Genomic DNA, 13,688 nt, shown 5'->3' with positions numbered 1-13,688 from the left:
TCGGCAGGGCGTTGTAGTGGCGCATCAGCACCGGTTGGCCGTACCGCACCATCAGCAGTTTTGGCGGAAAGGTGCCGTCGAAAGTCCAGAGCGCCTTGTGGTTCTGAATCGGCATGTTGGGGTGAAAGCGGGTGTCGATGCCTTTGGTGGTGCCCGTTATGATCGGGTTGTCCGAGGTCTGGTTGTAGAGCCCGCCCGGCCCGAACTCACCGACGGCGTAGTTGTGCAGCTGCCGGCGGTCGCGCATGCCGCCGTTGAGCTTGGCGCCGGCTTGAGCGGTCTTGAAGGCGACCTGAGGGTAGAACTCGTTCCAGCGCTGGTGCGACCAGCCTTTTCCTGGCGGACGACCTTCGGCCGGCGAGCCGACCGGATGACGGTTGAGGAAGGCTTCGATCTGCGCTTTCCACGGGTTGCGGTCCAGCACGTTGGAAAACTGCGACGGAAACGGGTACAGCCCCGGCTGGCGCATGAAGGCTTCCAGCGCCGCGGCCGAAGGGCCGCTGCGGGCGATATTGTTCGGGTCCTGCGTGGGCGCCGGGCCGACGATCGGAACCGGGAAGGTCAGGGGCGGTGCCGGCAGTGTCGGGTCGAGTTTTTCCGTGCCGAATTCTTCGAACAGCAGCAGTTGCTGAGTGTACGGCTGGGCCCCGAACAACGGGCTGGGCTTGCCGTTGGTGGGGATTTTGAAGGAAGTTTGCAAGTTTGGCGGCAGCACGTTGTCGACCGTTGGCGTGGTGCGGGTGCCGAACACTCCGTTGGGCAGGGCGTAGGCGCCCGTGTTGGCGGGTGGCATGGCCTCTATGGCATCCAGCGCAGCCTTGGGGTCGGCCGGCGGATTGGTAAACGCCGAGGGGTCCGTCGGTGGTGGCGGGCCGAAATCATCCAGCGGTGCGGCTTCTGCCGTGGCCAAGGTAAGGAACATCGCACAATGCAGGCTTGATTTGCGCAGCAAGCCGAAGGAGTCGCAAGATGGAGTCGTGCATTTCATTTTTCACCCCACGCGTGATGTCCCGTCGTCTCCAAATCCGGGGCGACAGCTGTTACGGGTACCAGGGGGTGTGCAACTAATGAGCCATTACTGTAGGGCGAAGAAAAAATTCAACCTAATTAACAATCTGTTTCTAAAGTGTTTTAAGCCAGAGAAGGGGGAGTGGGGAATATTCCTCAAGTTTGGTGGTAAACGCCTGTTTGGGTGGGTGTAGTGCCCCATTTATGGCGATAGTCGCGGAGAAGGACCGCACCTGCTTCAACCACAGCAAAACTGAACAAGAGCTTGGCCTGAGTTTCCGGGCGCTAGAGCTGACAATCACCGACACGGTGGCGTGGTACCGCGATCACGATTGGTTCGAGAGTCAAACCTTAAGTTCCCGGAACCGCACTTCTTCCACATTGACCGCACACCTGAACAAGGACGTAAACATACTGTGAGTAGGGAAATAATCCTGATGCGTCACGGCCAGCCAAAGCTGGTCGCAACCGACAAAATGTCAGCGCTCGATATGAAAGACTGGATCGAGCAATACAACCAGTCCGAAATAACCGATCAACCCGTCCCGGATGCCAGCATGCAGCTCGCCGCAACCGCCACGGTGATTGTCTCAAGCAGCGCGCCTCGTGCGCTGACCTCCGTCCAGGCTCTTGGCCTGAAGCCCGCCCTTGTCGACGCGCTTTTCTGTGAAGCGCAACTGCCTTACGGTCACTGGAAACTGCCACGGCTATCGCCGTTTACATGGGCATTTATCCTTCGAGTCTTATGGTTGTGCGGTTACTCACGCAGAGTCGAATCCGCCGGCACTGCGAGGATGCGCGCCAGCACGGCAGCTCGACGACTTCAGTCCCTTGCCAGCGAAGGACCGGTTCTGCTGCTCGGTCATGGCTTTATGAATCGAATGATCGCCAAACAACTGGTGGCAGATGGATGGGTTCGTCAAAAACGTAACGGCAGCCAGTATTGGAGTGTGACGGTGTACCTATATGGCGGTGCTTAAAAGGTGCCTGGACAGATACCTGTTGCTGCGGGTGGCGACAGGCAGAAAGCGGCCACAAGCGGTCATTCCTGACCGCTAGCAAGCGGCCCTACGATTGCGCTGCATGGGTTGCTGGCCTGACGCCTGTGCACGATGCCCTGCAACCAGGCATCACTCCCTGTTCAGCACATCGATGATAGGGCAAGCGGCCCCGCCGTCGCCTGCATCGCACTCCTGCACCAGTCCGCCCAGCACCTGCCGAATTGCGGCAAGGTCGGCCATCTTTTGCTCGATCAGGGCCAGTTTGCGCACGGCCAGTGCTCGAGTCTCGCGACAAGTGCAGGCCGCATCAAGTGTCAGCAGTGCGCCCACTTCATCCAGCGTGAATCCCAGCGCCTGCGCCCTCTTGATGAAGCGCAACCGTTTGACCTGCTCCGGTAGATAGCACCGATAACCACTGAGCGGCTTTGGCGGCTCATCCAGCAAGCCGCGTCGCTGGTAATAGCGAATAGTCTCGATGTTCACCTCGGCAGCTTCCGCCAACTTGCCGATACTCAGCCCTGTCGCCATCACACGCCCCTTGATTCTGTACCCGGGTACGGAGTTTAGAGTGACTCTAGGTTAGATCGATTCAATGAAGAAAACGATGGCTCAACAGATCGGCGGACCCTGAGGCGTTGACCAAGGCGACGACGAATGCGGGTTATCCCTCCACCATGCACAAATGAGGCAACCATGAGCGCCGTCATCCTCGAATCCGTGTTGACCTGCCCGCATTGCGGTTTCGCCAGGCAGGAGGCCATGCCCACGGATGCCTGCCAGTTCTTCTACGAGTGTGGCAGTTGCAAAACCCTGCTACGCCCTAACCCCGGTGACTGCTGTGTGTTCTGTTCGTTTGGCACGGTGAAGTGCCCGCCGTTTCAGGAGCAGCGCGGATGCTGTGGTACGGCCTAACCTATGTTTATTCCGTTGATCTGACGCCCCTGACGCGCCTCCAACGGTGGTTATGGGAGGTTAGTGACATGTGGAATCACGCTCTGGTGCTCGTGATGGTCTACCTGACTATCACCCTCACCATCGGCTGGTTGTATACCATGGCTCTCCTGTATTGGCTTTGACCCAATTGGTGACGATCGGTCGGTCCGCATTTGGTGCCGTTTTCGGCAGCTAGCTTTGTCCCGATCACAGTCGTTGGGGAGTGCCTGCAATGGGTCGGTTGCTACCCTTGGTGACAGGCAGAAATCGGCCAATAGTTGCCTGTCGTGAAGGGCTAATTTCGACCCATAGCTACCCATCGCATGAGGTAGAAAACAGCGAGAAGTAGCCGCCTCTGCGCTCTCAAGGGCAGGTCAAGGAGCAGGACATATATTGAAGCGTGGCTGTTTAATGCACTTCAATAAACGATGGGCTACCGTACAGCCCTCAATGGTGATTCGGACCATTTGCAAACAAGCACCGCACACGGGGCCAGAAACCAAAGCTCCACCTGACAGCGCGAACGCCCTTACCGCCGATCTATTCCTTATAGACCCCGTCCTTCACATTACAGCCCGCCTTCGTGACCTTTGAATAACAAGGGAATCGACCGGCATTTTCTAAGGGGCCGAGTGGGATGCAAGATGATTGACCATGGCTTGAAATACCCGTATAGCTCATGTCAGGCCACAGAGGTTTGTCCTATGATCACGATTGGCTTTGTTTTGCCGCACGGCTTCCAAATCATGGGATTGGCAGCAGTTTCCGCGTTCGAGCTCGCTAACGGCACGGCGAATGAGCCGTTGTATGGCATCCGACTCCTCTCGGAGAGCGGTGGCGCTGTTCCCAACTCGTTTGGTGCCCCTGTTGAAACGAGTCCGCTGTCGAGCAGCAAGGTTGATACGCTGATCGTCACTGGCTCGATGCATCCGGCACCCTCTCCGTCTGACTTGATAACGCAACTGCGTAAGGCATCCGAGTCCACACGGCGCACTGCATCGGTCTGCACGGGGGCCTTTATACTTGGTGAAGCAGGATTGCTCGATGGTCGACGAGTCACCACGCACTGGTTTCATGCGCGCGATCTTCAGAAACAGTTTCCGAAAGCACATGTAGAGGACGATCGAATTTTCATCATCGACGGACCTATCTGGACCTCCGCCGGGATGAGCGCCAGCATAGACTTGGCGCTTGGCATGATCGAGAAGGATTTTGGCCCGGAACTGTCCCGTAGGGTTGCCCAAGACTTGGTCGTCTATCATCGACGTGCCGGCGGACAGTCTCAGCACTCGGCGCTGTTGGAGTTAGACGCCAAGTCCGATCGCATCCAACGTGCATTGGCACACGCCCGCCAGAATCTGCGCGCCCCTCTTACAGTAGAAGAACTGGCAATGGCAGCCCATCTGAGCCCAAGGCAGTTCAGTCGAGCGTTTCGAGCCGAAACCGGACAATCGCCCGCCAAAGCAGTCCAACACCTTCGTTTAGAGGCAGCGAGGGTAATGGTAGAGCAAAGCCGTCATTCAATAGACGAAGTCGCCTCCGAAACCGGTTTTATCGATACAGAGCGAATGCGCCGCGCATTCTTGCGTGCATTCGGGCAGCCCCCGCAGGTTCTGCGACGCAATGCGCGATTGGCGGAAGTTTAAGAATGTTGATCACTATGGGATTGAATTACATTTTGCGACCCGGACCAGTTAAGTCCGGGCCATGACTAGACGTATCTCCGTTAACCACGGTTACACAATTGATACATGCCCTATCGTTCAGACGGAGCGCGCTACCGCTCCTACTGCCGCCTCCACGCGACGAGCAAGTTCAAGGAGCTTTCGGTCGTCACCATTCTTTCCGTCTATTTCCAGACCGATAGGAAGTCCGTTGCTGGACATTCCCATCGGAATGCTAATGCCCGGCAACCCTGCGATGCTCCCAGCGACGGTATGCCTCGCGAGAGCCAGGTCGTCGACCTCCTGCCCTGCGATGGTGAACTTCGTCTGTTGCTCAATCGTTGGTGCAGGACAGGGGGTAGTTGGCATGATGAGCGCCTGAGCCCCACTGCTGGAAAATGCCATATTAAATCGGCGCTGGATTTCCGGACGATCATGATCAAGCGCGGTTTGATATGTCTCATGGGAAATAAATCCAGCGCCACTCGGCAATACAAGATGGCCCCAAGCATCTTTCAAGCCAGGCTTCAATTCATTGTAGATATCTTCAAATGAGCTCGGTATCCGATTCTTGCGAAGGAAGCCTGCGACCGACTCCATCGTCTCATGGAAGAAAATACTCCACGTCGACCTTTCGGTCATGGCGAAAAAATCTTCACCAAGGTCTACTTCGACAACTTCCGCACCAGCGTCACACAGCCGACGAATCGTCTCTTTGAAGTGCTCCTCAACTTCATGATTGATACGCTCAAGATGTTGCCGGGGAGCATAGGCTAGCCGGATTCCTCTAAGACCCGTCCAGTCACCATGAACGGTAGATGTCGCCTTCGTGACGACCTGGTCGATCAGTGCGCAATCCTCGACGGTGCGCGCGAATACACCCGCTGTATCGAGCGTATGGGAGATGGGAGCAATCCCATCACCAGACCACCGCCCCGGGCTGGGCTTGAACCCCACTACACCACAGAACGACGCTGGCACGCGGATAGAACCCACGGTGTCACCGCCGAGAGCCGCGGGCACGATCTGAGCGCCTACCGATGCTCCCGCGCCACTCGAAGAGCCTCCGGTCACGTGTTCAGGATTGTGCGGATTTTTCGCCTGGCCGAAGTGGCTGTTATGTCCGGTCAAACCATATGACATTTCCACAAGATTGTTCTTGCCGAACACTATGCCCCCGGCATCCTTGATCGCTCTAACGACCTCTGCATCTCGAGCTGGCACAAAGTTCTCCAAACTGCGGATGCCGAGTGTTGTCCGTAGACCTTGCGTTAGATAACTGTCCTTGACCGCAACCGGAACGCCCAACAACGGGGCGGTAGAACCAGTAGCGCGAGCGGTATCACAGGCTCTCGCCGCGGCAAGCACTGCGGCTTCGTCGATCGTGATAAAGGCGCCCAGGTCAGAGAAGGTGTGGGCTCGCCGAAGTAGCGCCGCAGTATAGGATTCTGACGAAATGTCGCCTCTACGTATGGCGGCAGCCGCAGCAGCAACACCAAGTTCGCTGAACCTGTCAGGTGATATTCCAGTGTCATCGCCCTTAAGCATACAAACCTCACGGTAGGTTGGGTTGAGACGAGGGATGCTCCCGTCGTGACTTGAATCTACCCACACCGCGCAAAGTCCGAAATGTCGAATATACCTCGTTTAGGGACATTGCCCGTCCGCCAATGGATCAGAGCGATCTAACGAAGATCCACATCGCGTTGAGATAAGGTCAACATCGTCGGCAGAAACATAAAAAAACGCCCCCGCGTAAAGCGGAGGCGCATGACGATGAAGTGAATGGTTCACTCCTTGGTAGAGAACAGACCATTGGGCAGTTCCTTGCCGTTCTCGTTATAGGCCGCCTTGACGCTCAGGTACGACTCCATTTCATCAATGTAGCCGTCTGTGTTGGTGTCCTTCTTCGCGAATACGGCTTGCCCCTTCGGCTCAACCACGAGGAACTCGGCGCGCGAGATTCGCGCATCATCATCCGTATCGATCGAGTTGAATATCGCATCACCGCACTGGCCTTCACCGCACTTCCCTTCGGTGGTCTTTGCCTGTGTCTTGGTCTCCGTGCCACCGCACTTACCTTCACCACACTTCCCTTCAGCTCCGGTGTGCGACGCGGCAAGCATGTAGCCTTGCGGCAATTGTTGTACGGCAAAAGCCGATCCACTCAGAACGATCCCGGCCAGCGCGACACTCATCAGACCAATACTCTTGTTACGGATGGTTTTATCAGACATTACATTTTCTCCAGGTGGGGTGCGGCGAAGCCGCTGGGTAGCACTGCGAAATGCAGTAGCAAGTCAAGATTTGGAAAGCGGCATGTGAACGGAGCCAGGTCTGCGGGACAAAACCAGCAGGATCGCTGCGATGCCCGCCAACGCTCCTCCCACCCACGGCAACAATAGCGAAACCGTCACCCCCAACGTCAGGAGCACAAGCCCCCAAACACTCGGATCAGCAGAGCTCTTACTTGCTGAGTCTCGGAGGACTTCGATGAGATGATCGAGGCTTAGTCGACCGGATCCGTTGAGGATGAGAGGCAAAAGCATGACCAGGTAGATCAACGGCAGCTTGTAGTTACCGTAGCCATCGTTGCTGATTGCGTAGCCTTGCCACAGCTCGCTCAAGCTCGACCAATCTGACGGCCAGTGAATGGTGTAGGTGGCCACTATTGTCAGCACCCACAGTGACAGTGCGACAAAACGGGTGCCCAAGCCGAGCAGCAAAGCGAAGCTGCCGACCAGTTCGAACCAGGTTGCCATGGTCCAATTCGCATTCGAGCTCAGCAAAGAGAAGGGCATCGGGAACTTGTCGCCAAGGTCGGCGAACCAGTTCGCCCCTTGCAGCTTCTCAAGTCCGGATTCGAAGAATTCCCATGCGAGCAAAATGCGGAGCCCAAAGGGCGCCAACCAAAGCCCGACAACATCAATACGGGATGTCAGCGACTGCTCGACTTGTTGGTTTCGGTTCGACATCTGGTTTTCCTCGGGCAATGCGTGCCCTATTTCGAAGGGCCGGTCGCGCCGACACCCACGTTGTTGACGAGCACGGTGATGCAAGAATCGGTTTGAAGTACGCGCTCAACACGGGCCAGATCGTCAGCGCCAGTGAGATCAGCTGCGATAGTCTCAACCGAGCGGCTAGTGCACGTGGTAATCGCCCGCGCCAGTTCGCTAAGCTTTTCGACGCGGCGAGCAACCAGGATCAGATCGTAGCCAGCACGGGGAAGCCGGTCAGCGTAAACAGCGCCAAAACCAGAAGATGCGCCAGTTGCCAGCGCAGTACCTTGGTGGATGCGGGTGTTCATGGCAGTTTCCTTTAACCGGCGGGGTACCGGGTTCAGGAACAAATCTACGCCAACACGCTTTTGACCTAAATGACGCAGATACCTCCTTTTGCGCCGTCACGTTAGCGAAACACACGTCTTTGAGTCTGCCCGTTCGGGCTCGGAATGAAGCTTTGAGCCGCAAGCTGAGCTATCCCGCGCCAGACGCTGGCGCGCTGGGTGATTCAGTGCGGTGAACAGTTACTGCCCCTGTTCAACCTCATTCGAGATGAGTTGCTGGATTAGAAGTAGCTTGTTTATACGGACAAAAAAATTGCCGAACAGCAAGCGGCTTGACTGATCTGACAGGTTTCTGCCGGCTCTCACAGGCAGCTATTCGCCGAATTCTGCCGCTGCTGACCGGCAGCTATGGGTCGTTTTCTGTCTCTCACCAAGGGCAGTAAACGGCCAAAAGCAGACGCTTTACATGCTCCATTGAGCTTTGGCGCTCACTTGGGAAACAACAGTGTAAACGCCACCCGGAATCCCCAGCCCTCGGCACCATCTTTCGGACTATCTGCCCAATAGCGTGGTCCTACTTGCAGGGTCATGGGTTGATGGCCCACTTTGAACAACTGGGTGACGAAAAGGTTGATTGGCACTGACCATTCGCGGGTCTGCCAGTCATAGGTGGATTCGGTGTTGATGCCGAAGGTGGTGTAGGTGTGAGTGGTGTAGCTGAAGAAAGGTTGCAGGAAAGTCGCGTTGACCTTGTCCTTGTCATCGGGCGGGCTGTTTTCCAGCGACCAGATGTGATTGGCCAGAATGCCGCGGGTCCAACCATTGCTCTGTTTGAGGGCCACCACTGTGGGCCCCAACCCCCATTGCTCACTGCTCAAAAGCTCATCGCTGCCGGTCGGCACCAGAATGGCCGGTCCTGCCCCCCAAATCCAACCACTGGAAGTCGGCTGTTTGGGTGAAAAAAAGAAGCTCTGGGTCACATCCCCCATACCGGATTTGTCCGCCTGCCCACCAGGTACCAGACCATGTTGATCAATGATCGGCAGGATGGTTCGGGATATCAGGTTCCACTCGTCATTGATACTGAATGGCAGCACTGGCTGGATGTTGGTGACACTTTGGTAGCCCTCACCGCTCGGGCCAAGTTTTTGGTTCCAGTTGTACTGAATAGGTACGCTGTAGAGTGCGGCGACGGGATTCAGCGTTTGCTTGGCCAGCTCGGCCTGACTATCGACGGCGAGGCTAATTTCGGGCCATACCACCGCAAAGGTAATGAAAGGAACAAGTCGAACGCCATTGTTCATTTCCAACTCCTTTCTCGAAATTGAGAGCTTGGGTTGTTGTATCGCGGTTACAAGGCTGAGGATGACCCTGCCGCCGATGAGCTTAGATCAGGTATCTGAACTATGTTCGACGGGGAAAAATACTGTCTCCGGCCAGTCGGATTAACTCGTATTAACTAACGTTCCGTTGAGCCGTCTGAAAGGCAGCAATGGGTTGATTTCTGCCCTTCACGACAGGCAGAAAACGGCCAAAAGCAGACCATGGACACGTCGTGCGTAATGGCTAAGAATGCGCTCAAATCTCTCGCTTCATTCGCTGGGATCGTTAGCGTGCAAGAAGCTATCTCACTGCTGAACCCGAGTCGCTTGTGGACTCGCTCTGAAGTGCTCTCCCGCCCTTGCCCTGTGCCAAGGGAACCTGGTGTCTATGCCTGGTATTTCCGTTGCATTCCGCCTGGAGTTCCGACGAGCGGGTGCCACACCTACCAAGATCTCACGCTCCTCTACACCGGCATTTCTCCTCGCCATCCTCCTGCCAACGGACAACCTCCGTCCAAGCAAAGCCTGCTTCATCGCGTGCGATACCACTTCCGCGGCAACGCGGAGGGTTCCACGCTCAGACTCACTCTTGGCTGCCTTCTTGCGGAAGAACTTGGAATCGAGTTGCGCCGCGTTGGGAGCGGATTCCGAATGACGTTCAGTTCGGGTGAGATGAGGCTGTCGGAGTGGCTTGAAGAAAACGCCTTCGTCACCTGGTGCCCGCGCCCAGCGCCCTGGGTGTTAGAGGAACACATGATTTGCACTTTTTCGCTACCGCTCAACCTTGATCAGAATAGGCGGCATGCATTCCATCAAACGCTTTCGGAAGTCCGGCGGACCGCCAAGGCCAAGGCGCGGGAACTGCCGATTATTCGCTAACAGGTCAATCGATTCGGACATCCTATCGACTGGCTTTGTCAGCTTTCTGACCGCCGGTCATTTCCAAACTTAGTCATCGTCCACAACGGGTTGTTTTCTGTCCTTCGCGAAAGGCAGAAATCGGCCAGAAGCCATTCAGTGCGCGTTCTCGAGAGTAAATTCGAAATGGACAAACCCTCGTGGCGCGCTATGGTCCATTGATGCTCGATTCGGCTGCATATTAAAGGCAGAGGAATGGACTTCACTCATAGCTTCATGCAGGTTTGGGATGCTCTTCGCTGGTTTATCCCGCTATTACTGCTAATCAGTCTACTGAAGTTACTCTGGGCTAAGGGGCACAGGGGCGAGCTCCTGGTACGTCTGTACGCCAGATGTCTACTGGACAAGCATACCTACCGTCGCACGCACAACATCACGCTGAATACGATCGATGGCACCACCCAGATTGACCATGTATTCCTGTCTCCCTACGGCATCTTCGTTGTGGAGACCAAGAATAAACGTGGCTGGATATTCGGTAACGAAAGGCAATCGCAGTGGACACAGAAGTTGTATAAAAAGACATTCACATTCCAGAACCCACTGCGGCAGAACTACAAACATCTCAAGGCTCTGCAGGCCACTCTCGGCGTCGGACCGGAACATCTGCACTCGGTTGTCACTTTTGTTGGCGCAAGCACCTTCAAATCCGAGATGCCCGCCAATGTCACCCAGGGTAGTGGCTTCATTCGTTACATCAAGTCATTCAAGCAGCCGGTATTCACTGATGCTGAAGTTGAAGCTCTTGTGCAAGCTCTGCAACGCGGCCGGCGCCCGCCAGGTCCGGCCACCCACCGTGAACATGTACAAAACCTCAAGCGCCGCAATGATCCAACAGCCGAGCGCAAGTGCCCAAAATGTGGCAGTGCATTACTCATTCGCACCGTGAAGTCCGGCCCGAATGCTGGGCAACAGTTCTGGGGCTGTTCGGCGTTTCCCAAGTGCCGAGTGACGCAGAGGCTCTAGTGGGCGCATGAGTATGGGGTGGCAGACATGGCCGGTTACGGATGCGGTCATTGCCCGGTGCCGATAGAATCCTACCGACATGACTCTTCTCTGACTTGGGCATCTGTATGCACTTCGATAAATTACTGGCACGTTCGGCCATGCTTGAGGACCGGCTTGTCGGCTTTTTCGCCCTGCCTTTAGTCGATGCTTCCAGCCGCCTTCAGACAACCCAAACGCTAGCTAGTCTAGGATTTGAGCACGCCCGGAGCCTGAAGCATCTGGTAGCAGCAGGGCTGTACACCTCTGCTGCTGCACTGCTACGAGTACAGTACGAATCGCTAGTTCGCGCACTTTGGGTGCTTTATGTAGCCAAGGACGGCCAGGTGGATTTGATGCTTGCTGATCTCACACAAGAGACGGCAAAGCAGGCAAGCAAAATTCCTATGCTCAGCCAAATGTTGGAGGAGATTGAGGTGAAAGCTCCGCACGCTCCGGTAGCTCACCTAAAGGAGTTTAAGCACTACTCTTGGAGACCTTTGAGCTCCTACGTGCATGGAGGTATCCATGCAGTTAATCGTCACGGAAGGGGGTTTCCACCAGAGCTGGTTTTAACAGAGGTCCAGCTCTCGAATGGTCTGCTCGGAATCGCAGGCAATCTGCTTCTGATCCTGAGTGGTGTACCGCAGGAGGCAGGAACTATGGTGGGCATCTACACGGAGTTCCAAGACTGTTTCCCTGTGAATAACCCACCATACAAGCATACGGCCGAGCCGGCTCATTGACCGTTCAGAACAGTCAGTTTTCGGCCATTTGCAGTCTTTAGTGAACGGCAGCAATGGGTCGGTTTCAGCCCCTCACGACAGGCAGTTATCGGCCAATAGCAGTCGTCCAAACTGATCGTAATACTGCGCAAGCCTTTCTGCTCCCGGTCGCAGATCACTTTTATAGCGCATGACGCTTGTGCCAGCCCAAAATCGGGCATTGGTCATTATTGTTTTCAAAAACCGACATGTGAGTGTCGGTTACAAATAAGTCGTCGTTTATAGGCATCTCTCGCGCATGTGCTACGAATGTGCACACGCTTGATAAGCACGCGCTCAAAATCAAGCGTTTTCCTTATGACTTCCACCCTGCAAACCCTCAGCGTAGAGACATTGGGTGATGTCGTTTTTGGATCCGTTCAAACATAGGTAATTGGGTATGACCTTTGCAGGTTGAATAGGAACAAACCCACCAACTTTTGGATGGGAGTATAAAAAAGAGCCTTTGCCTGAGGCCAATCACCCGCTTTGTGTGAGGAGATACCGCGATGACGACGTTCAACTCCGGGGCCCAACCCCAGAACCGTGCGCCTCAATCCATCGGCTTTCTGTTGCTGGACAATTTCACGCTGATTTCTCTGGCGTCCGCTGTAGAACCGCTGCGCATGGCCAACCAGTTGTCCGGTCGCGAGCTGTATCGCTGGACCACCCTCACCGTCGATGGCGGCCAGGTCTGGGCCAGTGACGGCCTGCAAATCACCCCTGACGCTTCCATGCACAAAGCCCCGCCGATGGACATGATCATCGTTTGCGGTGGTATCGGCATTCAGCGCACCGTTACCCGTGAACACGTATCCTGGCTGCAAAGCCAGGCCCGCAAGGCCTGCCGACTCGGTGCGGTGTGCACCGGCAGCTGGGCCCTGGCTTGCGCCGGACTGCTCGATGGTTTCGATTGCAGTGTGCACTGGGAGTGCCTGGCGGCGATGCAGGAAGCTTTCCCGCGGATAGTAATGAGTACCCGTTTGTTCACCCTCGACCGTAACCGCTTCACCAGCTCCGGCGGTACTGCGCCGCTGGACATGATGCTGCACCTGATCAGCCGTGATCACGGGCGTGAACTGTCGGCCGCGATCTCGGAAATGTTTGTCTACGAGCGCATCCGCAACGAACAGGATCACCAGCGTGTGCCGCTCAAGCACATGCTCGGTACCAATCAACCGAAGTTGCAGGAAATCGTCGCGTTGATGGAAGCCAACCTCGAAGAACCGATCGACCTGGACGAACTGGCGGTGTATGTCGACGTGTCCCGTCGCCAGCTGGAGCGGCTGTTCCAGAAGTACCTGCACTGCTCGCCGTCGCGTTACTACCTGAAACTGCGCCTGGTCCGTGCGCGCCAGTTGCTCAAGCAAACGCCGATGTCGATCATCGAAGTGGCGTCGATCTGTGGCTTTGTGTCCACGCCGCACTTCTCCAAGTGCTACCGCGAGTACTTCGGCATTCCGCCGCGTGACGAGCGCGTCGGCTCCAATACCACGCAGCAGGTGGCGATGATGCCGCTGCCGCAAGCATTGGTGCTGTCGCCGTTGTCCGGGCCGTTGTCAGCGTTGAGCCAGGCACGTAACGAGTCAACCTTTGCCAGCGTTCGTCTATAAATCTTCACCCCTATCCTGCGAAAGCATAACGTTCGCAGGATAGGGGAGGGCGCGTCATTTCAGTGTTGCGCAGAGGGTTACTCGACGGCTTTAACCATGTCTTCGATGACCTTTTTAGCGTCGCCGAACACCATCATGGTCTTGTCCAGGTAGAACAGTTCGTTGTCCAGGCCGGCGTAGCCGCTGGCCATCGAG

12 protein-coding genes and 4 pseudogenes are annotated in these 13,688 nt (G+C 55.9%); 8 read left to right on the top strand and 8 right to left on the bottom strand.

Annotation, left to right across the window (positions count from 1 at the left end; translation table 11 throughout):
* Positions 1-922: pseudogene (locus KGB29_RS24555) on the bottom strand (copper oxidase); the annotation flags it as partial.
* 299 nt (positions 923-1,221) lie between these two features.
* Here KGB29_RS24555 and KGB29_RS24550 point away from each other — a divergent pair.
* Together KGB29_RS24550 and KGB29_RS24545 are read left to right on the top strand one after the other, a co-directional pair.
* Positions 1,222-1,428 (top strand): annotated as a pseudogene (locus tag KGB29_RS24550) (oxidoreductase); the annotation flags it as partial.
* A gap of 17 nt (positions 1,429-1,445) precedes the next feature.
* Complete coding sequence (locus KGB29_RS24545) at positions 1,446-1,988, top strand: histidine phosphatase family protein (protein ID WP_150813970.1); 543 nt, start codon at positions 1,446-1,448, stop codon at positions 1,986-1,988.
* A 150-nt stretch (positions 1,989-2,138) separates the two neighbouring features.
* Here the strand turns inward: KGB29_RS24545 and merR are convergent, their stop codons facing one another.
* Complete coding sequence (gene merR, locus KGB29_RS24540; protein WP_150813971.1) at positions 2,139-2,537, bottom strand: Hg(II)-responsive transcriptional regulator; 399 nt, start codon at positions 2,535-2,537, stop codon at positions 2,139-2,141.
* A 165-nt stretch (positions 2,538-2,702) separates the two neighbouring features.
* Between merR and KGB29_RS24535 the strand changes: the two genes are divergently transcribed.
* Positions 2,703-2,921 (top strand): GDCCVxC domain-containing (seleno)protein, encoded by a 219-nt coding sequence (locus KGB29_RS24535; protein WP_150813972.1) that lies wholly within the window; start codon positions 2,703-2,705, stop codon positions 2,919-2,921.
* Positions 2,922-3,646: 725 nt separating this feature from the next.
* Positions 3,647-4,588, top strand: a complete 942-nt coding sequence (locus tag KGB29_RS24530; protein WP_057715310.1) for a GlxA family transcriptional regulator — start codon at positions 3,647-3,649, stop codon at positions 4,586-4,588.
* Between the two features lie 117 nt (positions 4,589-4,705).
* On the opposite strand, the gene KGB29_RS24525 is transcribed toward KGB29_RS24530, so the two are convergent.
* The 5 genes and pseudogenes from KGB29_RS24525 to KGB29_RS24500 form a co-directional block, all read right to left on the bottom strand.
* Positions 4,706-6,154, bottom strand: coding sequence for an amidase family protein (locus KGB29_RS24525; RefSeq protein ID WP_150813973.1), 1,449 nt, complete (start codon positions 6,152-6,154; stop codon positions 4,706-4,708).
* Between the two features lie 242 nt (positions 6,155-6,396).
* Positions 6,397-6,843, bottom strand: coding sequence for a hypothetical protein (locus tag KGB29_RS24520; RefSeq protein WP_150813974.1), 447 nt, complete (start codon positions 6,841-6,843; stop codon positions 6,397-6,399).
* Positions 6,844-7,098: 255 nt separating this feature from the next.
* Positions 7,099-7,581 (bottom strand): annotated as a pseudogene (locus KGB29_RS24515) (DoxX family protein); the annotation flags it as partial.
* Between the two features lie 35 nt (positions 7,582-7,616).
* Positions 7,617-7,913 (bottom strand): annotated as a pseudogene (locus KGB29_RS24510) (SDR family NAD(P)-dependent oxidoreductase); the annotation flags it as partial.
* Between the two features lie 467 nt (positions 7,914-8,380).
* On the bottom strand, positions 8,381-9,196 hold the full coding sequence (locus KGB29_RS24500) for a transporter (RefSeq protein WP_150813977.1): 816 nt from the start codon (positions 9,194-9,196) through the stop codon (positions 8,381-8,383).
* A gap of 240 nt (positions 9,197-9,436) precedes the next feature.
* Here KGB29_RS24500 and KGB29_RS29020 point away from each other — a divergent pair, with 240 nt between their 5' ends.
* From KGB29_RS29020 to KGB29_RS24480, 4 genes are all read left to right on the top strand, one after another.
* The gene (locus tag KGB29_RS29020) at positions 9,437-10,093 is read left to right on the top strand and encodes a GIY-YIG nuclease family protein (protein ID WP_411740518.1); all 657 of its coding nucleotides are present in this window, start codon (positions 9,437-9,439) and stop codon (positions 10,091-10,093) included.
* 234 nt (positions 10,094-10,327) lie between these two features.
* Positions 10,328-11,098 (top strand): nuclease-related domain-containing protein, encoded by a 771-nt coding sequence (locus tag KGB29_RS24490; protein ID WP_218544101.1) that lies wholly within the window; start codon positions 10,328-10,330, stop codon positions 11,096-11,098.
* Between the two features lie 107 nt (positions 11,099-11,205).
* Positions 11,206-11,862: a DUF6988 family protein gene (locus KGB29_RS24485; protein WP_218544102.1), complete on the top strand. Its 657-nt coding sequence runs from the start codon at positions 11,206-11,208 to the stop codon at positions 11,860-11,862.
* 527 nt (positions 11,863-12,389) lie between these two features.
* Positions 12,390-13,493, top strand: a complete 1,104-nt coding sequence (locus tag KGB29_RS24480; protein ID WP_150815365.1) for a GlxA family transcriptional regulator — start codon at positions 12,390-12,392, stop codon at positions 13,491-13,493.
* Between the two features lie 77 nt (positions 13,494-13,570).
* Here KGB29_RS24480 and KGB29_RS24475 read toward each other — a convergent pair.
* A partial coding sequence (locus KGB29_RS24475; protein WP_141201491.1) for an NAD(P)(+) transhydrogenase (Re/Si-specific) subunit beta occupies positions 13,571-13,688 on the bottom strand: 118 nt, incomplete at its 5' end.

The sequence above is a fragment of the Pseudomonas sp. BF-B-30 genome (genome assembly GCF_019956305.1).
GTDB lineage: Bacteria > Pseudomonadota > Gammaproteobacteria > Pseudomonadales > Pseudomonadaceae > Aquipseudomonas > Aquipseudomonas jessenii.
The sequence above is the reverse complement of the archived record's forward strand: the minus strand, read 5'-3'. Positions and strand labels throughout refer to the sequence as shown.

Bases quoted from the DNA above. Each gene is read 5' to 3' on its own strand.
- KGB29_RS24490 (WP_218544101.1), top strand. From the start codon at position 10,328: ATGGACTTCACTCATAGCTTCATGCAGGTTTGGGATGCTCTTCGCTGG.
- KGB29_RS24480 (WP_150815365.1), top strand. From the start codon at position 12,390: ATGACGACGTTCAACTCCGGGGCCCAACCCCAGAACCGTGCGCCTCAA.
- KGB29_RS24525 (WP_150813973.1), bottom strand. From the start codon at position 6,154: ATGCTTAAGGGCGATGACACTGGAATATCACCTGACAGGTTCAGCGAA.
- KGB29_RS24500 (WP_150813977.1), bottom strand. From the start codon at position 9,196: ATGAACAATGGCGTTCGACTTGTTCCTTTCATTACCTTTGCGGTGGTA.
- merR (WP_150813971.1), bottom strand. From the start codon at position 2,537: ATGGCGACAGGGCTGAGTATCGGCAAGTTGGCGGAAGCTGCCGAGGTG.
- KGB29_RS24545 (WP_150813970.1), top strand. From the start codon at position 1,446: ATGCGTCACGGCCAGCCAAAGCTGGTCGCAACCGACAAAATGTCAGCG.
- KGB29_RS24485 (WP_218544102.1), top strand. From the start codon at position 11,206: ATGCACTTCGATAAATTACTGGCACGTTCGGCCATGCTTGAGGACCGG.
- KGB29_RS24530 (WP_057715310.1), top strand. From the start codon at position 3,647: ATGATCACGATTGGCTTTGTTTTGCCGCACGGCTTCCAAATCATGGGA.
- KGB29_RS24535 (WP_150813972.1), top strand. From the start codon at position 2,703: ATGAGCGCCGTCATCCTCGAATCCGTGTTGACCTGCCCGCATTGCGGT.
- KGB29_RS24520 (WP_150813974.1), bottom strand. From the start codon at position 6,843: ATGTCTGATAAAACCATCCGTAACAAGAGTATTGGTCTGATGAGTGTC.
- KGB29_RS29020 (WP_411740518.1), top strand. From the start codon at position 9,437: ATGGACACGTCGTGCGTAATGGCTAAGAATGCGCTCAAATCTCTCGCT.